At 57.8% G+C, this 21,951-nt stretch carries 22 protein-coding genes; 16 read left to right on the forward strand and 6 right to left on the reverse strand.

Going from position 1 to position 21,951, the window contains the following annotated elements; translation table 11 throughout:
• Positions 1–621 precede the first annotated feature (621 nt).
• The 3 genes from IV01_RS01360 to IV01_RS01350 all read left to right on the forward strand — a co-directional run bounded on the left by IV01_RS01360 (position 622) and on the right by IV01_RS01350 (position 3,346).
• Positions 622–1,047, forward strand: coding sequence for a hypothetical protein (locus IV01_RS01360; RefSeq protein WP_032631687.1), 426 nt, complete (start codon positions 622–624; stop codon positions 1,045–1,047).
• A gap of 136 nt (positions 1,048–1,183) precedes the next feature.
• Positions 1,184–2,428: a serine hydrolase domain-containing protein gene (locus IV01_RS01355; RefSeq protein ID WP_080290421.1), complete on the forward strand. Its 1,245-nt coding sequence runs from the start codon at positions 1,184–1,186 to the stop codon at positions 2,426–2,428.
• 147 nt (positions 2,429–2,575) lie between these two features.
• Positions 2,576–3,346: an SDR family NAD(P)-dependent oxidoreductase gene (locus IV01_RS01350; RefSeq protein WP_032631688.1), complete on the forward strand. Its 771-nt coding sequence runs from the start codon at positions 2,576–2,578 to the stop codon at positions 3,344–3,346.
• A 53-nt stretch (positions 3,347–3,399) separates the two neighbouring features.
• Here IV01_RS01350 and IV01_RS01345 read toward each other — a convergent pair whose 3' ends face one another.
• Together IV01_RS01345 and IV01_RS01340 are read right to left on the reverse strand one after the other, a co-directional pair.
• Positions 3,400–3,825, reverse strand: coding sequence for an MAPEG family protein (locus tag IV01_RS01345; RefSeq protein ID WP_032631690.1), 426 nt, complete (start codon positions 3,823–3,825; stop codon positions 3,400–3,402).
• A complete protein-coding gene (locus tag IV01_RS01340) occupies positions 3,822–4,136 on the reverse strand; it encodes a hypothetical protein (RefSeq protein WP_032631692.1) in 315 nt (104 codons plus the stop codon). Before IV01_RS01340 ends, IV01_RS01345 begins: the two co-directional genes overlap by 4 nt.
• 107 nt (positions 4,137–4,243) lie before the next feature.
• On the opposite strand from IV01_RS01340, the gene IV01_RS01335 reads away from it, so the two are divergent.
• Positions 4,244–5,068, forward strand: a complete 825-nt coding sequence (locus tag IV01_RS01335; RefSeq protein ID WP_032631695.1) for a helix-turn-helix domain-containing protein — start codon at positions 4,244–4,246, stop codon at positions 5,066–5,068.
• A gap of 432 nt (positions 5,069–5,500) precedes the next feature.
• Positions 5,501–5,935 (forward strand): DUF1330 domain-containing protein, encoded by a 435-nt coding sequence (locus IV01_RS01330; protein WP_229636175.1) that lies wholly within the window; start codon positions 5,501–5,503, stop codon positions 5,933–5,935.
• Between the two features lie 186 nt (positions 5,936–6,121).
• Here the strand turns inward: IV01_RS01330 and IV01_RS01325 are convergent, their stop codons facing one another.
• From IV01_RS01325 to IV01_RS01315, 3 genes are all read right to left on the reverse strand, one after another.
• A complete protein-coding gene (locus IV01_RS01325) occupies positions 6,122–6,541 on the reverse strand; it encodes a DUF6691 family protein (RefSeq protein WP_032631697.1) in 420 nt (139 codons plus the stop codon).
• Positions 6,542–6,543: 2 nt separating this feature from the next.
• A complete protein-coding gene (locus IV01_RS01320; protein ID WP_032631698.1) occupies positions 6,544–6,978 on the reverse strand; it encodes a YeeE/YedE family protein in 435 nt (144 codons plus the stop codon).
• A gap of 199 nt (positions 6,979–7,177) precedes the next feature.
• On the reverse strand, positions 7,178–7,924 hold the full coding sequence (locus tag IV01_RS01315; protein ID WP_032631699.1) for a hypothetical protein: 747 nt from the start codon (positions 7,922–7,924) through the stop codon (positions 7,178–7,180).
• Between the two features lie 350 nt (positions 7,925–8,274).
• Between IV01_RS01315 and IV01_RS01310 the strand changes: the two genes are divergently transcribed.
• From IV01_RS01310 to IV01_RS01265, 11 genes are all read left to right on the forward strand, one after another.
• Positions 8,275–9,627, forward strand: a complete 1,353-nt coding sequence (locus IV01_RS01310; RefSeq protein WP_032631700.1) for an iron-containing redox enzyme family protein — start codon at positions 8,275–8,277, stop codon at positions 9,625–9,627.
• Positions 9,624–10,610, forward strand: a complete 987-nt coding sequence (locus IV01_RS01305) for a methyltransferase (RefSeq protein WP_050508031.1) — start codon at positions 9,624–9,626, stop codon at positions 10,608–10,610. The genes IV01_RS01310 and IV01_RS01305 overlap by 4 nt, the downstream gene beginning before the upstream one ends.
• Before the next feature lie 295 nt (positions 10,611–10,905).
• Complete coding sequence (locus tag IV01_RS01300) at positions 10,906–11,139, forward strand: hypothetical protein (RefSeq protein WP_195758828.1); 234 nt, start codon at positions 10,906–10,908, stop codon at positions 11,137–11,139.
• Between the two features lie 308 nt (positions 11,140–11,447).
• Positions 11,448–11,684 carry a DUF6555 family protein gene (locus tag IV01_RS01295; RefSeq protein WP_032631703.1) on the forward strand — a complete coding sequence of 79 codons (237 nt, stop codon included), beginning with the start codon at positions 11,448–11,450 and terminating at the stop codon, positions 11,682–11,684.
• Between the two features lie 236 nt (positions 11,685–11,920).
• A complete protein-coding gene (locus IV01_RS0125630; RefSeq protein ID WP_050508033.1) occupies positions 11,921–12,304 on the forward strand; it encodes a hypothetical protein in 384 nt (127 codons plus the stop codon).
• A gap of 261 nt (positions 12,305–12,565) precedes the next feature.
• Positions 12,566–15,562: a xanthine dehydrogenase family protein molybdopterin-binding subunit gene (locus tag IV01_RS01290; RefSeq protein WP_032631704.1), complete on the forward strand. Its 2,997-nt coding sequence runs from the start codon at positions 12,566–12,568 to the stop codon at positions 15,560–15,562.
• Entirely contained in the window at positions 15,559–16,365 is an 807-nt protein-coding gene (locus IV01_RS01285) for an FAD binding domain-containing protein (RefSeq protein WP_032631706.1), read from the forward strand. The genes IV01_RS01290 and IV01_RS01285 overlap by 4 nt, the downstream gene beginning before the upstream one ends.
• Positions 16,366–16,367: 2 nt before the next feature.
• The gene (locus tag IV01_RS01280; RefSeq protein WP_032631707.1) at positions 16,368–16,874 is read left to right on the forward strand and encodes a (2Fe-2S)-binding protein; all 507 of its coding nucleotides are present in this window, start codon (positions 16,368–16,370) and stop codon (positions 16,872–16,874) included.
• On the forward strand, positions 16,874–18,412 hold the full coding sequence (locus IV01_RS01275) for an AMP-binding protein (RefSeq protein ID WP_032631709.1): 1,539 nt from the start codon (positions 16,874–16,876) through the stop codon (positions 18,410–18,412). The genes IV01_RS01280 and IV01_RS01275 overlap by 1 nt, the downstream gene beginning before the upstream one ends.
• Before the next feature lie 19 nt (positions 18,413–18,431).
• Positions 18,432–19,235, forward strand: a complete 804-nt coding sequence (locus IV01_RS01270) for an enoyl-CoA hydratase/isomerase family protein (protein WP_050508036.1) — start codon at positions 18,432–18,434, stop codon at positions 19,233–19,235.
• A 125-nt stretch (positions 19,236–19,360) separates the two neighbouring features.
• Positions 19,361–20,722: an MFS transporter gene (locus IV01_RS01265; protein WP_032631712.1), complete on the forward strand. Its 1,362-nt coding sequence runs from the start codon at positions 19,361–19,363 to the stop codon at positions 20,720–20,722.
• Here the strand turns inward: IV01_RS01265 and IV01_RS0125635 are convergent.
• Positions 20,715–21,542, reverse strand: coding sequence for an alpha/beta fold hydrolase (locus IV01_RS0125635; RefSeq protein WP_050508037.1), 828 nt, complete (start codon positions 21,540–21,542; stop codon positions 20,715–20,717). The two genes, IV01_RS01265 and IV01_RS0125635, sit on opposite strands and share 8 nt — an antisense overlap.
• Positions 21,543–21,951: the final 409 nt, after the last annotated feature.

The raw sequence follows: 21,951 nt of genomic DNA on the forward strand, positions 1-21,951 counted from the left end.
AGCCAAGCACGGATTCGGACCCATGCCGGTCCTGTCTTGGTGGGCGGATACTAACCTTAAGGCGAGCCTGAGGTGCAAATAAAGTCTATCCATCCGGATTGCGGCCCACCGTTCCGGATTGCGAGCTGTCCGGCAAACGCACAGCTCTTCCACGACGGTAAATGCCCCTGCTCTGGAACGCGGTACCCGCCAGCGCGACACGCTGTTTGTAGACAACAAGCTGATGCTCGACGTACCCAAGCGTAACTCGCCAGAAAAAGTCTTGGTATTGGCACAGGAAAGTGACGATCAGTTCGGCCACTTCCCCGACCTATAACCCTACCTCATCAGCCTGAACAAGAAATGAAGAGCCCGGTCGGTGATGAAGTTCTATGATCTGTGCAGGCATGTCGATGAGCGCCTCGAATAACAGCAATACCCGCCCCCTACATGCGAAGCCATCTTTGGAAACGAAACCATAAAAGACCTTTGCGTGGCTTTAGAGCTTTTAAGGCTCGAACCTCCTGCAAGCAACGGGATCAGATGCTGTGAACGACAGGTTTGTTATCGTTTGGATAATGTCCTTAAGGTTTACCCAAGCCTGCGGGTACTTATTACTTATCTCAACAACAAGGATTCTTCATGCTCAAGCAAATGTTGGCGATCACTGCGATCACGACCTGTTCCTTTACTGCGAGCTGCGCGTTTGCAAGCGTTGATAACACGCCAAAGCCAGGTGGCGTGTTGCCGCTCAAGCCAGGTGTGTTTGTCGCGAAAGGTCAAGACTGTGCCGACCCGGCCAATGCCGGTATTCGAATTTATGACGGTAAAGGCATCCATGGTTCCGCTACTCATGCTTGTGTTGCGAAGATCGTCAAGCGAACGGGTAAGCGTTATGTGGTCGACCAATCCTGCATCGATACACCGGCAGGTGATGGACCTCGAAGAGTCGCTCGTGAATCGATCCTGGTTCAGGACGCGCTGACCTTCATCGCAGGTGAAGGCTCGAAGGCGACGTCATTCACCTATTGCCCTGTTTCTGAGTTGCCATCCTGGCTCAAGCAATAGCGCGCGATTCACGCTGCAGCCCACTCCGAGCCAGACACCCTTTGAACATGCGGCGCAATTCTAACGAGTAGGCTATGGTTCAAGCGGACGCGTGCCCTGACGCCCGTGAATGGCAAAAGCAAAAAAAGGATAGGTTATGCTCTCATCCGCTATTTCTCGTCCGGCTGCGCCTGGTCGGTCGCTGCTTCTCTCGCTGGGTCTGCTCGCTGCGGGTATAACCCCGGGCGCATGGGCTGACGATTATCCCCACGCCCAGGAACCGATTGGCACCGTGGAGCAGATCTATGACGGTGCCATGCTCCCCGACCTGGCGGTCAGTACCTACCGAAATATAGACCGGCTGTTCCCTACCCACAGGATCAAAGCCGGCGATCACCCGTATGCGCTGCCGAAATCGGACAAACAGTTGCCCAACGTTCGCTTCACTGTCGGGGACAAAAAGTACGACCTGTATGACTTCATCGCACTGGACAGCATTACGGCGATGCTCGTGCTCAAGAACGGCAAGATCGTGTTCGAGACCTACCAGCGGGGCAACACCGAGAAAACCCGATGGATGTCGATGTCGATGGCCAAGTCCATTACCTCCACGCTGGCAGCTGCAGCGATCAAAGACGGCCTTATCAAGGGCCTCGATGCGCAAGTGGTGGACTACGTTCCCGAGCTCAAGGGCAGCGCCTATGAAGGCGTGACGGTGCGCAATGTGCTGATGATGTCTTCGGGCGTGAAGTGGAACGAGACCTACACCGATCCGGCGTCTGATCGTCGCGCCTTACTCAAGGCGCAGATTTCGCAGAAACCGCATTCGGCCATGGCGTTGATGGCAAGTTTGCCGCGAGCAGCTGAGCCCGGCACGGTCAACAATTACAGCACTGGCGAAACGCAGGTACTCGGCGAGATCGTTCGTGGCGCTGTGAAGATGCCACTGGCCGATTATCTATCGCAGAAGATCTGGCAGCCGTTCGGTATGGAGAGTGATGCCCGGTGGTGGCTCGATTCGCCTGACGGCGTGGAAATCGGTGGCAGCGGTATCAGCGCCACATTGCGCGACTATGGACGCTTCGGGCTGTTTTTCATGAACGACGGCAAGATCAATGGCGAGTCAATTTTGCCCGAGGGCTGGGTCAGGGAGGCGACGCTGCCGACCACCCTCAAAGGTGGCAAGTCGCTGGACTACGGCTACATGTGGTGGACGGCGTGGACCGAGCCTTCGGTCAAAGATGGCGCTTATTCTGCGGTCGGTATCCAGGGCCAGAACATCTACGTCAACCCCGCCAATAACGTGGTGATTGTCACCTTCGGTGCCCAGCCCAAGCCGGTTGATAAGGAGCCGATCGACCCGATGGCATTCTTCGATGCCGTGGTAGCTGCGTTGAAGTAACTCTGCGCGTCGGATGACGTTCATCTCATCCGACGATGAGACTGCAGCAACTGTGTTATTACGCTGAATGCACTCGGGCCTGTAAGGTCTCGCGTATGCTCGCGCCTGAAAGGTATGAGCCATCAACCATGTTCCGCAAGGTGCCTTATGAGTTTGATACCCGAAATGAACAGCGAAGCTCACGTGCTGATCTGCGGAGCCAGCCGAGGTATCGGCTTGGCACTGTGCGCGGCTTTGCTTGCTCGCGATGATGTGAACGAAGTATGGGCAGTAGCGCGAACCGCCAACACTTCCACCGAGCTGGCAAAGCTTGCAGAGCAATATGGCCAACGCTTGAAACGAGTCGACTGCGACGTGCGCGATGAGCAATCCCTCGAAGCACTCGTGAGCGTAACGCTCGATGAATGCGATCATCTGCACCTTGTCATCAGTGCGCTAGGCATTCTTCATCAGGACGGCGCAAAAGCAGAAAAAGGTCTGGCACAGCTGACTCTTGCGAGCATGCAAGCGAGCTTCGCGACCAATACCTTTGCTCCGATCCTGCTGCTTAAACACCTACTCCCGTTACTGCGCAGACAACCTTCTACCTTCGCGGCGCTCTCCGCGAGGGTTGGCTCTATTGGCGATAACCGATTGGGGGGCTGGTACAGCTACAGAGCGAGCAAAGCGGCGCTCAACCAGTTGCTACACACGGCCAGTATCGAATTGAAACGCCTGAACCCTGCCTCTACTGTCCTGGCAATACACCCCGGTACGACTGACACCGATCTGTCTAAACCATTCCAGGCGAACGTGCCTGATGAACAACTTTTCGAACCGGCTTTCACAGCGGATCGCATTATTGGCTTGGTAGGAGCGCATGGCCCGGCCGACAGCGGGACCTTCTGGGCGTGGAACGACAAACCCATTGTCTGGTGACCTATTTCACTCACGTAAACAAGATTAAGGCAAAGCCATGGTCCGTCCGATCATCACCTCACCACGTTGATGGCGATCGTCGCGCAGAAGCCCAAGAGACACAGGATCCCAATACCATAGAAAACGGTGCGCCAAGGTTGAACACCCTTGAGGTATGCCAGCGTGTGAAGGACTCTGGCGACGGTGAACACAACGCTCAACCATGCCGTGATGGAAGCGTGGGCACTCATGGCAACCGCGAGGCCACCCAGCGCGAAAAATGCCGGAATGCTTTCCAGATCATTCGCCCAGGCCCTTGCCGCGCGGGTCACTTGCGGCAGCTCCTTTTCGCGAGCGATTCGATTGAACACAGCGGCGTCCTCTGTGTTCGTAAATGCCCTGAAGCGCATGCGGAGGATGCCCTGATAACAGGAAACCGCGAACATCTTCAGGAACAGCACAACCACGCAGATTGCGTAAACGCTCAAGGCACTGGTCATACTTGGCGCTCCCTGTTGAAACCGTTGACCACGAGGTACAGCAGCGGCCCCACGGAAACGAATACTGCCGTCAGGATCAGGTAGGGAAACAGATCGATTACTGCCCCTCCGCGCGATCGGTTGTCTTTCGCCATCCAGATGCAGGCCAGCGCTCCCATAAGGTACAAGTCGATGACCAACTGGGCAGTGTCAGGTCGGGAAATCATCTCAAGCCCAAACGCCAACAGCGACTGTTGAGCATTCAGCATTGCCCAGCCGGTATAGATCGAAAAGAGCACCAGCGATGCCAGCGCAATGAGGCGAAGTAGCATAATCCTGTCCTTAGTAGGGTTTGCTGGCACAGTAGTGGTAGGGTTGCTGGTGTTTCAATGACCTGTGAGGTCATGGAGGCCGAGCACAAGGACGTCAGAGGCGAGGCATGAGCGATTTCCTGTTCCATCATAATCATCCCCAGCCGGCTACAACGGCAGGCCAGCACGTGCGCCACCTGCGTCAGGAGGCAAAACTAAGCCAGCTCGATCTTGCACTCATGGCCGGGGTTTCGCAGCGCCACCTCAGCTGCGTCGAAACCGGCCGGGCCAAGCCGAGCACCAGCACGTTGCACGCCATACTTTCAGCACTTGGAGCGCCCCTGGACCACTGTAACGAAGTCTTTCTTGCCGCTGGGTACGCGCCCCGCTACGCCGCAACATCGCTAGATGCGCCCGCCTTGAAAATGGTACTCACGGCCATCGATCACATCCTGCGCGCGAACAATCCGGCGCCTGCCATTGTTATCGACAGCAACTGGGATATCACTGCTGCGAACGTGAGCACAGGGCTGCTGTTGGCGATGGCTGGGCTGGAACAAGACGTGGCACCAGGTTTCAATCTGCTGGAAACACTGCTCTGTCCCGGCGGACTCGGTGACCGGTTGGCCAATGCCCAGGAGATCCGAGCTGCTGCGTGGCAGCGCGCCTCCAGAGAGGCAATCAGCAATCCGGCGTTGGCAAAACGCTTGCGCAACCTACCGGCTCCAGCCATTACCTTGCCGACACCTTCTGCCAGCCCTTTGCTAGTGACCCGCGTGTGCACTCCGGATGGAGAGTTGAGCTTTATCTCGACCTTCACGACTTTCGGCATGCCTCTGGACATCACCGTGGAGTCGCTGCGAATCGAACATTTGATCCCTGCCGACGTCATGACCAGGCGCAGGATGCTGCAAGCGTTCGAAGACTGGAACCTGCATGGAGGCCAACCATGAATGGCCTCAACCTGCCATAAGCCGTCATTGCTCCTCGCGCGCGCCCTTACAAAATGTTCCCCTTGTAGGCCGCTGCGATGAGACAAGTAACTGGATGGCGTGCTGCCCATTTTGTTACCTATCAAAATAGGGCTCTAATACGCCCTCACTCCAAGTCATGAAGGCCCGAACGCGCGGGGAAAGGTTTCGCCGATGCGCGACCACGAGCGATGCAGCGATCGATTCGGGACGTAGATCAGGCAGAACCTCCGCCAGATCACCGGCTTTGATGTGGTGCGCAAGTGCCAAATACCCAGCCTGGATCCGGGATCTGGGTCGGCCTGGATATCAAACCGGCAAACATTAAGGCGTCGAAACGCGACGATTTGAATCGCATGGGCTCCTATATCGCGCCCATGGCGCAGACGCCTGCCGATGCCTCGCCGGAGGGGTGTGGATACGGCGCGCCTTTATGGTGCTCGCGTCGCACTGATTGCCGGACAGTTCCGATCCGGCAGATCTCAGCCAATTGATATCGGCGGGCAAAACTATGTTGAGCCTGTTAAATGCCGCAGTTTATCCATTGAGAGAGAGATAGACATGCCAAAAGGATACCTGATCGGGCACGTGAGCATTTTGGATGCAACGGCCTGCGCTGCCTACGCAAAAGCCGCAGGCGAAGCCATGCGACCACTCAATCCCAAGGTAATCTCGGGAGGACACTACGAAGACCTGGAAGGCGAGGCCCATGAGCAGGATGTGATATTTGAATTCGACTCGTTTGCTGACGCCAAGCAATTCTATGAAAGCCCCGAATACCAAGCGGCAAAGGATCTACGCGTTGGAGCTGCGACGGGTACGTTTGTCATTCTCGAAGGGGCTTTTTGACCTCGTCCAGCAGCGCACCGCAGAGCGCAGAAGTTTACCCACAATCTGTCGCTGGCGATCAAGAGCATCAAAATGCTGAACCTGCTCGACAGCCCTGTTTAGAGCTAATGTTTCTGGCCTCGGCCGCTTCCCTCCGATTCTGCCGAGGCCTTTTTTATGCCTGTCTAGCGCCAAACTATTAGGTGATTAAGACGCGCGCCGACTTTCCAGTGCAGAGAAACAGTACATGCCGGCCAGCATGGCTAAAACGAATATTAGAACTTGCCAATGCCAGGTAAGCAGAAGAGCGACCGCTGGCCCAGGGCAGATTCCCGCAATTCCCCACCCTATACCGAACAGCAGGCTGCCACCAATCAAGCGGGCGTCCAGCTCGTTTTTCACGGGTAACTGCATGCGTGCCCCCAGCAAAGATCGCCTGTTCTTACGCGCCCAATTCAGAGGGATCACCGCTACTGAGATGGCCCCTCCCATAACCAGTGCGAGTGACGGATCCCAAGCCCCGGCTACATCAAGAAAGGCCAATACCTTGGCGGGGTTCGCCATGCCTGCCATCAGCAGACCCAATCCAAATATCAAGCCTGCGAAAAATGCGGCTAATTTGATCATCTTTAAACTCCCAGTACATGGAGAGTGACGTACACGGTCGCAAATCCAGCAGTCATAAAGCATGCTGTTGCTACGATGGAACGAGGAGATAATCGGGAGATCCCACATACTCCATGGCCGCTCGTACAGCCCGACCCGTAACGGGTTCCCACGCCAACTAGCAGCCCGGCCATGACCAGGGTCGGCCACTCTGTATTAATCTCTATCTTTGGCAGGACGGTGAACGCTCCCCACAACAATGGCGAGATCACCAGGCCAAGCAGAAACAACGCTTTCTCGCTCCAGCCTTCACTGCCTAACTGCATCACGCTTCCGAGCAAACCGCTGATGCCTGCAATACGGCCATTTGCGAGAACAAACAAGCTGACGGCCAACCCTATCAACGCGCCTCCGCACAATGAAGTCCAAGGCGTGAAGTTGATCCAATCAATGTTCATTTTGCATTTCCTGCACAAAGGCCTGGTAAAGGACGTTGATAACCGAAGCATGATTACACGCATACTTACCATTGGCACGACCAGGGTATCTGCTGGGCAAATTTCCTAGTGCCAGAGAGCGGTGATTTCTGTGCTGGACAGTTCCAGCTTCAACATCAACTCAGTATTGGCCTAGCACCGCATACAGCAGGACCAGTCGCTACTGCACCGGCAGGAAATTCATCAGCAACAGGCTTTGTGCATAGTTGAGGCCGATGCGCCGGTAGCGCTCGTCGAGAATCTGGGCCAACAGGTCAAGGCGCGCCACTATCTTGCCAAACTCGACAGCGAAACTGAGGTTGCTAGTCTGCTCCGATATCTCGTTGGAAAACAGTAACAACGAACCGTCGGCGTCCTGCCGTTGGCCGAGTAGCCAGGTCGCCTTCTCAATATTGCGTGCAGCGTTGCTGACAAACTGCGGGTTGATCGAGTCAGTCACATAAAATGCGGTGCGCCCGCCGTGTGCGGTGATGAGCATGCTGCCGATCGCGTAGATGAACGCGCCAACCCGGTCGCCGCGAAACTCGGGACTCAGGGAATAACTCAGCGCTACCAGGTCACGACGATTCCCTAGGGCAGGCAGTGACTGCCGCTGCTCGATGGCCTCACGGATTGCCCGTGCCGCGCTGACCGCATCTGTATAACCCGACTGACGCCACTGGCTCGGGTTACGCAGATAGAGCTTGTTCATCAGCAAATACAGACTTTGCAAGTTGTCGTGCATGCCCAGCGTCGCCATGCGATCGACGCTGGTCTGAAAAAACTCATCCGGTTTGCCTTCACTGAATTGCCTGGCGATGTCGCTGCCTTGTTGTTGGCTGCAACCGGTGGCGCACAACATGAAAACCACCGCCAGCACGAGCGGCCGACGCATCCATCGGGTGATTGAAGATATAGGGCGATCCATCGGTTACAAGTCTGGCTCTACTGTCTACGCAAGGGTCGCGTGGTTATGGCAGACATAGATCGACAAAATGACCAAAAGTGCAATTTGGTACCCCAAATTCAATGGCGTAAAGCCTGTTCTAAGTACGTTCCCCCCTGCTATGCGCTCGCCGCCATCAGGCCCCCGCTCAATTGCTGCGATCCAGCACGGCCCCCATTCGATAGCGATGTCCACTGCCTCACCCGCCGACGCTTGCAAGGTGCTCTAAAAGCGGTTCGCGAGCACTCTGTCGCCGCTCAGCAAATTGCACGGAATTTATTTGATTCATCGCTCCTCTGACTCCTATACCAAGAAAAGTCAGTGGTACTTTTATGACCGTCTTACGCCAAATTGCACTGCATTCTGCCCACACACTATCCGACTCGAAGCCCGCGTCCGCCCTGTATCAGGCCGGCCTGGCCGGTTGCCCGGCGGATACCGATGAATTGAAAAAATTCCTTGAGGACCACCTGGAGGCCGCGGCGGATCTGGAGTGCGAGTTGCCACCCAGCGTCACCGACTGGCCGCTATGGGTGGCCGAGCACGCCAGCAAAGTGGGTGAGCAATACGCCCAGTATCTGGAACAGCGGCACTCGGGTGCTCCCCGTCGATTCTTCACGAACAAGGCCCATGCGCTGTATTTCTTGCAGCACGTTGCGCCGAGCAAATTAGTCGACGGTGCCTGGCTGCATAGCGCGACGATGCACGCTGATGACTGGCGCTATCACAGCCTGATTCGTACCTACCTTGAAGAGCTTGGCGACGGTGAAGCCGCACTTAACCACGTTGTGCTATACCGCCAACTTTTGGCCGAGCACGACTGCGCACCCGACGACTCACTGCCTGATGATCGTTATATCCAGGGGGCCTTGCAGCTTGCTCTTGGGCATTTAGGCGAGGATTTCTTGCCTGAAGTCATTGGCTACAACCTGGGCTATGAGCAATTGCCGCTTCATTTGCTGATTACCGCCTTTGAGCTGAATGAGCTCGGAATCGATCCTTACTATTTCACCTTGCATGTCACCATCGACAATGCCAGCTCGGGCCATGCCAGGAAGGCCGTGGAAACGGTCAACCACTTCCTGGTATCTGCGCCTGATCCAGAAGAATTTCTAGCCCGCCTGCGTGACGGCTACAAGCTCAACGACCTTGGAGCAGGCACCGTGGCAGTCATTGATTCATTCGATCTTGAACGGGAAGTTGTGGCGATGCTGGAGAGCAAACGCTCTTTCGGCCAGCACATGCATTCGGACTACTGCCGTCTCGAAGGACGCACTGTGAACGAGTGGCTAAGTGCACCAGGGCAGTCCCGCGAGTTTCTGGCGGTGCTTGAGAACAAAGGCTGGATCAAGCGTCATCAAGACCCGAACCTCAGCCGCTTCTGGCAGCTCATCGAGGGGCCGGGTGCGGTGATGTTCGGGGTGTTCAGTGGCTATGAAAAGCAGCTGCTTTGCGACTGGATTACCGGCGACTGGCGAGCACAGGAAAGGGATGCACAACCCTTCCGCTCCCAATTCCGCCGACGTCCCGCCACCACGATCGTCAAACCTGAAAAATCCGTAGCCGCCCCTGACGCCCTGGAGTTGCTGGTCGACCTGATATCCCCATCGATGCACCACACGCCAGAAGGCCTGGACGCCACCAAGAGCTACTCAAGCCAGCTCGCCCGAGGACTTTTCCAATGAATAATTCACAGACAACCAGATTGGTCGTGGATGAAACTCCAGCCCCGGACGAGTCTCATGACTTGGCATTGCTTCAACTCGGCCGTCGTCTACAAGCCGATGGCTATCAATTTACGACTGTAACGCCACTCACTCATCAACGAAATAACGCGCGCGATCAAAATCAAAAAGCCAAGAGCTTGAGAGATGTCTTCGGCTGGAATCGCCCGTTCGAAACCGGCTTGCTTCCTGATGTCGAGCTGGAGGCATTGCTTGCCAGTGGTGTCATTCGCGCGCATGCCGGCCTCTGGATCAGCTACGTGCGTTGGTCGAGTCTGGACGACATGTTGTTTGTGCATTCAAGTTTCCCGACAGTGGCGCACGACTCGGTTTTCTTCGGGCCTGACACCTACCGTTTTTCCCAAGCGATCCAACAGCACCTGCAAACCACTACCCAGCCCATCAAAACCGCTGCGGACATCGGCTGCGGCAGCGGTGTCGGTGCAATTTTGATTGGCAAAGCCCGTCGTGATGCTCAAGTACTTGCGCTGGACATCAACCCTACAGCGTTGAGATATACGGCAGTCAATGCAGCATTGGCAGGTACAGAAAATGTCTCGGCCTGGCACAGCGATATTCTTGCCAGTGCTTCAGGTAACTTCGATCTCATCGTGGCCAACCCGCCCTATATGCAAGATACCCAGCAGCGGGCCTATCGACATGGGGGCGAGAGACTGGGATCGGAACTTTCGGTACGCATCGTCGACCAGGCCATCAAGCGTTTGTCGGTGGGGGGCACCTTGCTGCTGTACACCGGAGCACCTTCGGTTAACGGTGTGGACTTGTTTCTGGAAGGCGCTCGACATTTAGTCGACGCTCCAAACCTGGCGTGGACCTATCGTGAAATGGATCCGGATGTGTTCGGTGAAGAACTTGAGACGCCGACTTACGCCGAGGCTGAGCGGATAGCTGCAGTGGTGCTCACCGTCACCCGTACCTACTGAACGCTCTGCCCCGTCGGCGTGCAGCCATGAGCCGTATCCGAGGGTTCATGTACCAATCGCCCAGAAGTCTTGAACGACTGGGCGAGGCATTGATCTCAACCTCCTTGAAGAGAGATTCCAATGAGGCAAGTTTTGATTCCGATCAATAGCTACACCAGCTTAATCGAGATCATGTCGGCGAAACGTCGGAATTTTCTGCCCATGTGGCTATCAATCCTGATGTGGCTTCAGTAACCAGCGAGCCACCTGTAACCCCCACGCCGGTGGGTCACATCGACATTTGCGAGAGGCGAAAATGAGCACACCCGATCACCAGATGAAGGCCAAAACAGAATCCGCAGCTTTGCCTACCAAGGACGCGTCCGGCAAACTCGTCGACGTCGTCGAGCGAGACCTTGGTGATGAGCGCGGGAATACAGAGCAGGTGGACAAGGTCATTACGCCTTCATCGACCCGAGCAAAAGAACAGGATGCGGAGAATCTCCGCAAGAAGAATGCCGAGGTGGAGGAGAAGCTGGCGGAAAAATGATCAAGTTCACCGCCTCAAGGCTGGAATCAACTTAATGAGCACGCGTCATTAGAACTGGAGTTGTTGGGCGCCCCTGCACTGATTGGTTGAGCCAAGATCAAACCGATGCCTTCAAGGAGACGGGCATGCGCCTGAAACAGCATAAAAACGCCGAATCCAGTCCCGATTGTTTGACTTGCTGTTGCTTCAATTTGGGATGGCCCCAAGCGGACGTGAGCGATGTAGGGGCAGCCATGAGCTACGCCAGGGCCGACGGATTTTCCGAGAACTGAACGATCTGCTTATGGACTGCAGAGGAGGACTAGCAAATGGTATTTAACAAACATTATCGGATCGACTACTTGCTGCATGGCAACTACAAAACCTTCTATGTAAGGGCTGCGTCCATGGATAACGCTGAAGCCTGGCATTGGGCAAGCGTGGATGCGGGTTTCGGACAAATCCCCAAATATCGGACGGATAAAGTACCCAAAATCTCCAAGCCCAAAGCAGAGCAGCTCGGGATTTCCCAAGTGGAGTGGACAGAGAGCGTTGTCCACAGCTGAGTTTGCTCGCGATGTTTGTTGGCAACACGCCCCCTTATGGATGGACTGTCCAAGGTCTCCAGGCGTGTTGCCAAGAATCATCCTGAGGCAAGTGTTCCGGCGAGCATTCTCCAATGGAAATGCGGGAGATGATGCATCGCATACATCGCTGCCTCTTTCTGCATTTCTTGTCGGTGGCGCACCAGGGCGGCGTTTGAATATCGCGGCAGATGGAATCCCGCTATGGAGCGATGGACATGAACCCGACGACACCCGATGGACGCTATTTTGTAGTTAAAGGACAACTCTGGCGTTGCTCTAACCCCGGATTGCCAGAGGACGAACGCCAGCGGTGGGTAAACGCGCTCATGGAGGCCCGGCGGGCCGTAAAGGCAGCAAAAGCGACAGGTGATCCCGACCAAATGATAGCGGCCAGAGCGGATGTTCAGACAGTCAAGGTCGCTCTGGGAGAGCGAGGACCGGTCTGGTGGAAGGACGGCGCTCCTGACTTCAACAGACATAGGGTCGCCAACACGCCCTATGCTCGCTGGTATCAGACACTGGATGCACCCGGCATTAAATCTGAGAGCATCAAATCTGGAAGCACCAACTGCAGGCAGGACGAGTCACTCAGCGGATGATCGACCTCAGCTGAAACTCCCGAGCCGTCATTGACCACACTGCCCGGCGATGTTCGACATCACCCGGCGGTATTTCATGCTCATTGCCTCCTGCCCGGTTACGCGCGGCAACATCGGCTTAATCAGACTCCAAGGCAAATTCTCCGACTCCGGCGCAGAACTCCATCAGCCAGGGCAAGGCATTGTCCATACCGGTGTTTCACACTCGGCTCCAGAGCAATCGCGTGAATAGCGCGATGCATAAAAACAAGAGCCGAGAACATGAACAGTCATCTGCCTGACAGCCAGGCCAGCACCGGCCATATTGGTGCACGACAGGCCCGCGTCGAAGACGCTGCTTTGCTGCGCGGTTTGGGCCGTTTCGCCGACGACGCGGCGATCCCGCCTGGCACTCTGCATGCTGCCATCGTGCGTTCACCCCATGCCCATGCGCGCATTACTGCTATCGACTTCGCCAAAGCCCTGACCCTGAAAGGTGTCCACGGCGTATTGGTGGGTGAAGACGTAAAACGCTGGGCCCTGCCATTTCCAGTGGGCGTACGGCAACCCATGGAGCACTGGTGTATCGCCGTCGACAAGGTACGTTACGTCGGCGAACCGGTCGCTGTGGTGATTGCCGAGAACCGCTATCTGGCCGAAGACGCCATTGAAGCCGTGCGCGTCGATTACGAGCCGTTGCCGCCGATCATCGACCCAGAGGCCGCCATTGAAGAGCAGGCCCCGGTGCTTCACGAAGCCGTGGGCAGCAACGTGGTGAACGAGCGTCATTTCCGCTACGGCGAACCCGAACAGGCTTTCGAGTCGGCAGCCCATCGGATATCAATCAAAGTTCAGTACCCGCGTAACTCCTGTACGCCCATCGAATGCTATGTGGTGCTCGCGCAGTACGAACGAACCACTGGTGTGTACGACGTCATGGCCAACTTTCAAGGCCCCTACGCCCTGCACACCGTAATGGCCCGCGCCCTGAACGTTCCGGGTAACCGCCTGCGGCTGCGCACGCCGAAAGATTCCGGCGGCAGTTTCGGGATCAAACAGGGTGTGTTCCCTTACGTGGTGATGATGGGACTGGCGGCACGCAAGGTCGGTGCTCCGGTGAAATGGGTCGAGGACCGCCTGGAACATTTGCAAGGCGCGTCCTCGGCAACTAATCGGGTCACCGAAATCGAAGCGGCGGTGGATGCCGATGGCATTGTCACGGCCCTGCGCTACGACCAGATCGACGATTGCGGCGCCTATCTGCGTGCGCCTGAACCGGCAACGTTCTATCGCATGCACGGCAATCTGACCGGCGCCTACGCCATCCGCAATCTGCTGGTGCGCAACCGTGTGGTATTGACCAACAAGACGCCAACCGGCCTAAACCGGGGCTTTGGCGGTCCGCAGGTGTATTTCGCCCTTGAGCGGCTGATGCAGCATATTGCGGTGCAGCTCAAGCTTGATCCGCTGGAGGTCATTCTCCGCAATCTGGTCCCCGCCGATGCGTTTCCTTACCGAGCCGCCGCCGGTGCCCTGCTCGACTCTGGCAACTATCAGGCGAGCATTGCCCTGGCCGTCAACGATGGAGACCTTGCCGATCTGCTTCAGCGACGTGACAAGGCGCGCGCCGAAGGACGGATTTACGGGATCGGCTACACCGCCGTGATCGAGCCGTCGATCTCCAACATGGGTTACATCACCACGGTCATGACTGTTGAGGAACGTGGTAAGGCCGGTCCGAAAAACGGCGCAGTGAGTACCGCCACGGTCACGGTTGGCCCCCTGGGAGACGTCACCGTGCATGTCTCGTCAACGCCTCAGGGCCAGGGTCACCAGACCGCTGTCGCCCAGGTAGTGGCCGAGGTGCTGGGGGTCGCGCTGGAATCAATCGTCGTCAACGTCGAGCTCGATACCCAGAAAGACGCCTGGTCGATTGCATCAGGCAATTATTCCAGCCGTTTTGCCGGGGCAGTCGCCGGGGTGGTATATCAGGCCGCCATCAAGATCCGCGATCGGCTGGCCAATCTGGCCGCCATCCAGCTCAAGGTCGAGGCGCGGGACGTGCGTTTCGCCGGCGGCAAGGTGTTTGTCATCGACGGACCCTCGGCACCGTTTCATCGTATCGCCGGTGCTGCGCACTGGGCACCGGGGCTACTGCCGGAAGGTGAATCCGGCGGCATGCGTGAAACCGCATTCTGGTCACCGCCGCAACTCACGGCGCCCGACGATGCCGACCTGGTCAACAGCTCCCTGTGTTACGGCTTTGTATTTGATATCTGCGCACTGGAAATCGATCCGGTCACGGGTGCCATTCACATCGACCGCTACATCACCAGCCATGACGCGGGACGGATGCTCAACCCTGACTTGGTCGACGGGCAAATTCGTGGCGGCTTTACCCAAGGCCTGGGTGCCGCCCTGATGGAAGAATTCGCCTATGGCCCGGACGGCAGTTTTCTCTCCGGCACCTTTGCGGACTACCTGGTGCCCACCGCGCCTGAAGTGATCGAGCCACTGATTCTGCACCTTGAAACCCCCTCGCCCTTTACTCCGCTGGGAGCCAAAGGCGTTGGTGAAGGCAACAACATGAGCACCCCGGTATGTATCGCCAACGCGGTGGCCGACGCTCTGGGCCGTGCCGATATCCGCCTGCCGCTGACCCCGTCGCGGGTGCGGACACTGATTGGCATCGACGAGCCGCCACGGCCTGCAGGCATGGAACAGGACGACAGCTTCCCGGCCGAACCCGCCGGTGGCTCAGCCCTGCGCGCCAACGATTCGGTGGTGATCCCGGCCACGCCGCAGCAGGTGTTCGACACGCTGCTCGATCCCCAAACCCTCAAGGCGATCATCCCCGGCTGCCATGAACTGGAGCTCGAAGGTGAGAACCGCTACAGGGCTGACGTAACAGTGGGTGTGGGCATGATCCGCGCCCGCTTTGAAGCCAAAGTCGCGCTCAGTGAGCTGGATCCGCCGCATTCGTTGCGTATGTCAGGCTCGGGAAACAGTTCCATGGGCTCGGCCATCGGCCACGCCAAGGTGCGTTTCGTTGAGCTGGAGAACGGTCACACCCGCCTGGAATACCACTATCAGGTGTCGGTCAGTGGCAAAGTCGCGGCCGTCGGCGGTCGCATGCTGCAAGGTGCCTCAAAAGTGATCATCGGCCAGATATTCACCCGTCTTTCCCAACGCGTCACAGGCCAGGCCATCAGCGAAGGCTGGTGGAGCCGTGTGAAAGCCACCCTCGCCGCCCTGTTCGGCAAAGGAGACGCGCAATGAAAGCCGCTGCCTTCGATTACGTCCGTGCCAGCAGCCGTGGCGAAGTACTCGACCTGTTGGCCGAGTATGGACAGGAAGCCCGAATAATCGCCGGCGGTCAGTCGCTGATGGCGGTGCTGAACATGCGTCTGGCCCAACCGAAACTGCTGATCGACATCAATCATGTGGCCGACCTGAATTTCATCGAGCCACGCAAGGGCTGCCTGGCGGTCGGCGCTGCGGTGCGTCAGGCGCAGCTGCTGGAGCGCCCGTCATTGATGGACGAAGTGCCTTTGTTGGCCAAGGCGATGCCCTGGATCGGGCATTTCCAGACCCGCAACCGCGGTACGGTCTGTGGCTCAGTGGCCCACGCCGACCCCAGCGCCGAATTGCCGCTGTGCCTGGTCACCCTGGGCGGTGAAGTCATCCTGCAATCGAAAAAAAACCAACGCACGGTCAAGGCGGCGGATTTCTTCCAGGGGATTCTCACCACAGACAAGCAGCCCGATGAATTGGTGGTGGAAGTCCGCTTCCCGTTCAAGCGCGCTGGCGTCAGCTATCGCTTTCAGGAAATCGCCATGCGCCACGGCGACTTTGCCATGGTCGCCCTGGCCGCAGCGGTGAGTGACGAACACGTCGAGTTCGGCATCGGCGGCGTCAGCGACCGGCCACAACATCGACGCCTTGCTCGCGGTGCGACCCTCAAGGACGCACTCAACGAAGTGGCCTGGTCGCTGGACGCTCAGGACGATGTACACGCCAGTGCCGCCTATCGTCGGCAACTGGTTCGCGAACTGGGGCTGCGCCTCATAGAAGGAGCCTGATCATGCGCGCCAATGCTGACCAAGCATTTCTGGTGAATCTGCAACTCAACGGCCGCGAGCGTGCGGCCAGCACCGAATCACGTACCCAGCTGTGCGACTTCCTTCGCCACGACCTTGGCGCGACCGGCGTGCATGTGGGCTGCGAACACGGGGTCTGCGGCGCCTGCACGGTGTTGGTGGACGGCGTGGCCATGCGTTCGTGCCTGATGCTCGCGGTACAAAGCCACGAGCGACGCATCGACACCGTCGAGTCTCTGGCCGAGGACGACGTACTCAGCGATCTGCAACAAGCATTCCGCCGTCATCACGCGTTGCAGTGCGGATTTTGCACGGCGGGGATTCTCATGTCCTGCGTGGACTTTCTCGAACGGGTCCCCAACCCCGACGAGACCCAGGTACGCGACATGCTCTCCGGTCATTTATGCCGCTGCACCGGATACACCGGCATGGTCAGGGCGGTGCTCGAAGTGGCTACACAACGTCAAACGAACCTGGAGGTAAAACAATAATGTTCGATCTCGGACGCAGCTTTCTTGCGGCAGTCGAGCGTCGTCCCGATGCGGTGGCGATCAGCGATGCGGCTCTGAAAAAAACCTACCGACAATGGTTTATCGATATCCAGAGCGCCGCTCATGGCCTGGAACGCCTGGGGCTCAAGCGCGGTGACCGGCTGCTGGTCGCGATGCAGAATCGCTGGCAAATGGCGACGCTGCACTGGGCCTGTCAGTTCGCGGGCATCGTCGTCACGCCGCTGAACTGGCGCTCCACCGCCGATGAGCTGGCCTATTGCATCAGCGACGCGCAGATCAAGGCAATCGCTTACGACGACTCTACTGTCGAGGCGGTGGCGGCCTGCAGCAGTGCCAGCGGGTTGCCGCGAATCGCCAGCGGGCAACGCGCGGCCGCGCAGGATCTGAGCTTCGAGGAACTGACCGCGCAAGCACCGGCGTCAACGATCCTGCGCGCCTCGGCGGAGGATTTTTCGTTGCTGCTGTACACCTCAGGCACCACCAGCAAACCCAAAGGCGTGCCCCGCCGCCACCGCGCCGAACGCGCCGCAGCAGTGGCCCACGTCGCCCAGAATCTGTATCGGCATGATGAATGCACCCTCGGGGTCATGCCGCTGTATCACACCATGGGCGTGCGTTCATTGCTGTCCATGGCCTTGATCGACGGCCAATTCGTCTGCGTGCCACGCTTCGACGCCGAAGCCACCCTGCAAGCCATCGAACAGCAGCAGGTCAGCAACCTGTATCTGGTGCCGACGCTGTATCACATGCTCATCGAGTACCCGGCCTTTCGCAAGGAACGGGTCGCCAGCGTCAAGAAAATCGGCTTTGCCGGTGCGCCCATGAGCGATGGTCTGATGAAACGGGTCGAACAGGCCTTCGAGCCGGAACTGTTCGTCAACCATTACGGCTGCTCGGAAATCTACACCTTCACCATTGACCAGCACGCCCATCACAAACCGGGCTCGTCCGGGCGTTGCGCGCTCAATCAGCGAATCCGCGTCGTGCCCATGGATACAACGAATCCCGATGTACCGACCCGTCAGGGCGAGGAAGGCCAGATCATTGCCGATCTAGCCAGTGATGAGGCGTTCGAAGGGTATCTGAACCGCCCTGAAGCCACAGCCAAGGCGCTGCACGATGGCTGGTATTTCACCGGTGATACCGGCTATTTCGATGCCGACGGTGACCTGTTTGTCACAGGCCGAGTCGATGACCTGATTATCACCGGGGGCGAAAACGTCAGCCCGGTAGAAATCGAAAGCCTGCTGTCACTGCACCCCGCTGTCGAGGAGGTGGTGGTGGTAGGTCTGCCTGACGAGCAGTGGGGCAAGATCATCGCTGCGTTCATCAAGCTGCGCAGCGAGGTCAGCCACGCCGAACTGGACGCCCATTGCATCACCTCCGGGCTGGCGAAATTCAAACGCCCGCGTCTTTACCAATTCATTGATCAAATCCCGAAGTCGCCGGTTGGCAAGGTGCTGCGCCGCGTGCTGCTCGAAGAGCATCAGGCAAAAACCTTGAAAACCGCGTGCTAATTCCAAAGAGGACGTCCACATGCAACTGCAATCGATCCAGCAATTTCTCGACACCGAATTCGATGGTTTTCAGGTCGTGGTCGACACGGCACGGGAACGCGCCGACATCATTCTCGACAGGCCACCCCTGAACGTTATTGCCATGCCTCAGCGCGACATGCTGCGCAAGGTATTCGAGGCGCTGGACGAACATCCGGGCGTCCGGATCATCGTCCTTCGCTCGATGGGCGAGCATTTTTCCAGCGGCGGCGATATCAAGGGGTTCCTGGAAGCGTCCCCAGAGCATGTGTCCAAACTGGCCTGGAACGTTGCCGCCCCGGTACGCTGTGAAAAACCGGTGATTGCCGCCAATCGGGGCTACACCTTCGGCGTCGGTTTCGAGCTGTCCCTGGCCTGTGATTTCCGTATCGCATCGGAAACCACCCGCTACGCACTGCCAGAGCAGAATCTGGGACAGATCCCCGGCTCCGGCGGTTCCGCCCGCTTGCAGAAAATGATCGGTATCACTCGAACCAAACACATGGTCATGCGCGCCAAACGGATCAGTGGGCAGCAGGCCTACGACTGGGGCATCGCGACCGAGTGCGTACCCGACAGCGAACTGGAAAACACTGTCGATGCGCTGGTGGACGAACTGCGTCGGTTCTCACCCCTGGCGCAACGCACCGCCAAACGCCTGATCAACGACAATGAAAATTCGCCGCTGACGGTGGCAATTGAAATGGAAGGCCACTGCTACAGCCGCCTGCGCAGCTCGCACGACTTCAAGGAAGGCGTCGAGGCCTTCCATGGCAAGCGCACGGCTGTGTTCAAGGGCGAGTAACCCTGGCAGATGCCGCTCTCCCCGACCCTTTGACGGTGCGAGCGGCTGAACCTTAGGGTTGCGCAGCGACGATCTGTTTCTCCCTGACAACTATAAAAACAACTATAAAAACCGGAGTCACTGTCATGGCAACAACCAATACCAGCACCACGACTCAGTCACCCGACGCTGCAGCCCAAGCGCCTGCCGCAGGCTATCTCCCGGCGCGCAAGGCGCTCCTGGCGGGCTTCGCCTCAACCTTCGGCTGGGCGCTGGATCTGTTCGACCTGTTTATCCTGTTGTACGTGGCACCGATCATTGGCCGGCTGTTTTTCCCCTCTGATACCCCCACCCTGTCGCTGGCTGCGGTCTACGCTTCCTTCGCCGTGGCCCTGCTGGTGCGCCCGCTGGGTTCCGCAATCTTCGGCGCGTATGCCGACAAACACGGGCGCAAACGTGCGTTGATGGTTTCAATGGTTGGCGTGGGTATTTCCACTGCGCTGTTCGGCGTGCTGCCGACCCTGGCGCAGGTCGGGATCATCGCGCCTATTCTGTTTCTTATCCTGCGCGTTATTCAGGGCATCTTCGTCGGCGGCATCGTCGCCTCGACCCATACCATCGGTACGGAATCCATCTCGCCGCGTTATCGTGGCCTGATGTCCGGTCTGATCGGTGGCGCGGGTGCCGGCATGGGCTCGCTGCTCGCTTCGTTCGCTTACCTGGTGCTATCGGAAGTGTTTCCTGGCGCCGAGTTTGATGTCTGGGGCTGGCGCTGCATGTTTTTCTGCGGGTTGATCAGCACTTTCTTCGGCCTGGTGATGTTTCGCTATCTCGAGGAAACCCCGGTTTGGCGCCAGTTGCAGGAAAGCCGTAAAAGCAATGCTGCCAAGCCCACCGAGTCACCGCTCAAGCGCCTGTTTGGCCCTGAATATCGCAAGGTGATGCTGGTTAATCTGCTGATTACTTTCGGCGGCGGCGCCACCTACTACCTGGCCTGTGGTTATCTGCCCACGCTACTCAACGTGGTGGCCAAAGTTCCGCACACGCAAACCTCACAGCTGTTGATGTACGGGTCGCTGGCAACCATTCTGGGCTCGCTGATGTTCGGTTACATCAGCGATCTGATCGGCCGTAAGAAGACCTTCCTGCTGTTGAGCCTCATCAACCTGATCTGCTTGCCACTGATGTTCCTCCACGTTGCCGAGCCCGGCTCGCTGCTGCGCACTGCGCTGTACTGCTCCGGCATTGCGTTTATGGGTGGAGCGATGATTGCGCCGATCCTGATCTTCCTCAACGAGCGCTTTTCCACTGAACTACGGGCCAGTGGCACTGGCTTGTCTTGGAACATCGGCTTCGCGCTGGGCGGAACCATGCCAACCTTCGTTTCCCTGGCCAGCAGCAGCCCGGCGCAAATTCCCCAGATGCTGGCGATGTTTGCCGTGGCGCTGTCCTTGATTTATCTGGTGGGCAGCCTGGTGGTGCCGGAAACCAAAGGCAATTTCAACTGATGACAGGTGCTGCCCGGGGATCGCGGTCATCCGTCAGGGCCGCGACGAAATCGACGATCAATCGGAGCGTCGCTTGGGTGGCTTCACGCTGGGGAAAGTGTTGGCAATCGTCCAGCAGGACGCAGCGACAGGGCGTGTTCACATGAGCGTCGATCACCGTCAGTTGTTCAGGCGTGGCGTACTGATCGTCACGCCCCTGAATCACCAGCAAGGGCCGGATGATCTCGCCGAGTCGTGCCACCAGGGGCTCCAGGCTGAAATCAGCATGCAGCCAGCTGTCGCTCCAGCCATGAAATGCGCCCTCCACGTTATCGCCGTGATGGCGCATCAGTTGACTGCGCAACGGGCCCGCATCCCACTGCGCAGTGGTCTGGCGTATGCCCGCAAGTGTTCTGGCCTCGACCAGTACATGGGGAGCCAGAGCGATACTGCCCCACACTCGAGGATCATTGAGCGCGGCATAGGCCAAGACAATCGACGCACCATCGCTGTGGCCCAACAGCACCACATCATTAAGCCCCAGGACATCGAGCAGACAAGCCAGCTCTACCGGCCCGTCGTGGCTCAGATAGTCCAGCGGTCGCGGCAAACTTACCGGGCTGGAGCGGCCGTAACCCTGGCGACTGTAGACCAGCACGCCACATCCGGTAGCGGCCAGCAATTGCTCGGGAAAGTCCCGCCACTGAGCCGCACAGCCCAAACCTTCATGCAACAGGACAAAGGTCGGCTGGCCGGGTTTGCTTCCCGGCAGATGGCGGACTTCGAGCTGAATCCCACCCAGGTCGAGAAGATCAGGCTGTACGAGGATTTCACAGGACATAGATGGACTAACGTTCAGAAACAAAGCCCGAAGATTAACGCAATCCACTGCAATGAGGTGAACCGACATGCGACATCTCGACGTACAAGTCATTGAAGCGAAACAGTGGGCTGACTGATGGGCACAATGCACGCCTGCACATTCCGATCAGCCTGGATGCCGGTAGCCATTCCCTGCTGAAACAGCGCTGGCGATGAGGGTCGATGTACAGCGTGTTTATCACGACAAAGCAACGTCAAATGCCAGCAGGCCAGCGGTCATAAAAAGCCTTCAAGACCAACGTCTGACTGGACGCACGCCCCCATTTTGCGGGATATTGAGCCTTCGTGACGCAACTGTTTCGCCCTGCCACGCGGCTATCACTCATGCACAGATGAGGGGGCGACGCAGACGAAAAACGACTGCCCTG

Source organism: Pseudomonas syringae, assembly GCF_000737245.1.
Taxonomy (GTDB): domain Bacteria; phylum Pseudomonadota; class Gammaproteobacteria; order Pseudomonadales; family Pseudomonadaceae; genus Aquipseudomonas; species Aquipseudomonas syringae_J.

Coding starts and splice junctions, on each gene's coding strand:
- IV01_RS01360 (WP_032631687.1), top strand. CDS start 622: ATGCTCAAGCAAATGTTGGCGATCACTGCGATCACGACCTGTTCCTTT.
- IV01_RS01355 (WP_080290421.1), top strand. CDS start 1,184: ATGCTCTCATCCGCTATTTCTCGTCCGGCTGCGCCTGGTCGGTCGCTG.
- IV01_RS01350 (WP_032631688.1), top strand. CDS start 2,576: ATGAGTTTGATACCCGAAATGAACAGCGAAGCTCACGTGCTGATCTGC.
- IV01_RS01345 (WP_032631690.1), bottom strand. CDS start 3,825: ATGACCAGTGCCTTGAGCGTTTACGCAATCTGCGTGGTTGTGCTGTTC.
- IV01_RS01340 (WP_032631692.1), bottom strand. CDS start 4,136: ATGCTACTTCGCCTCATTGCGCTGGCATCGCTGGTGCTCTTTTCGATC.
- IV01_RS01335 (WP_032631695.1), top strand. CDS start 4,244: ATGAGCGATTTCCTGTTCCATCATAATCATCCCCAGCCGGCTACAACG.
- IV01_RS01325 (WP_032631697.1), bottom strand. CDS start 6,541: ATGATCAAATTAGCCGCATTTTTCGCAGGCTTGATATTTGGATTGGGT.
- IV01_RS01320 (WP_032631698.1), bottom strand. CDS start 6,978: ATGAACATTGATTGGATCAACTTCACGCCTTGGACTTCATTGTGCGGA.
- IV01_RS01315 (WP_032631699.1), bottom strand. CDS start 7,924: ATGGATCGCCCTATATCTTCAATCACCCGATGGATGCGTCGGCCGCTC.
- IV01_RS01310 (WP_032631700.1), top strand. CDS start 8,275: ATGACCGTCTTACGCCAAATTGCACTGCATTCTGCCCACACACTATCC.
- IV01_RS01305 (WP_050508031.1), top strand. CDS start 9,624: ATGAATAATTCACAGACAACCAGATTGGTCGTGGATGAAACTCCAGCC.
- IV01_RS01300 (WP_195758828.1), top strand. CDS start 10,906: ATGAGCACACCCGATCACCAGATGAAGGCCAAAACAGAATCCGCAGCT.
- IV01_RS01295 (WP_032631703.1), top strand. CDS start 11,448: ATGGTATTTAACAAACATTATCGGATCGACTACTTGCTGCATGGCAAC.
- IV01_RS0125630 (WP_050508033.1), top strand. CDS start 11,921: ATGAACCCGACGACACCCGATGGACGCTATTTTGTAGTTAAAGGACAA.
- IV01_RS01290 (WP_032631704.1), top strand. CDS start 12,566: ATGAACAGTCATCTGCCTGACAGCCAGGCCAGCACCGGCCATATTGGT.
- IV01_RS01285 (WP_032631706.1), top strand. CDS start 15,559: ATGAAAGCCGCTGCCTTCGATTACGTCCGTGCCAGCAGCCGTGGCGAA.
- IV01_RS01280 (WP_032631707.1), top strand. CDS start 16,368: ATGCGCGCCAATGCTGACCAAGCATTTCTGGTGAATCTGCAACTCAAC.
- IV01_RS01275 (WP_032631709.1), top strand. CDS start 16,874: ATGTTCGATCTCGGACGCAGCTTTCTTGCGGCAGTCGAGCGTCGTCCC.
- IV01_RS01270 (WP_050508036.1), top strand. CDS start 18,432: ATGCAACTGCAATCGATCCAGCAATTTCTCGACACCGAATTCGATGGT.
- IV01_RS01265 (WP_032631712.1), top strand. CDS start 19,361: ATGGCAACAACCAATACCAGCACCACGACTCAGTCACCCGACGCTGCA.
- IV01_RS0125635 (WP_050508037.1), bottom strand. CDS start 21,542: ATGTCCTGTGAAATCCTCGTACAGCCTGATCTTCTCGACCTGGGTGGG.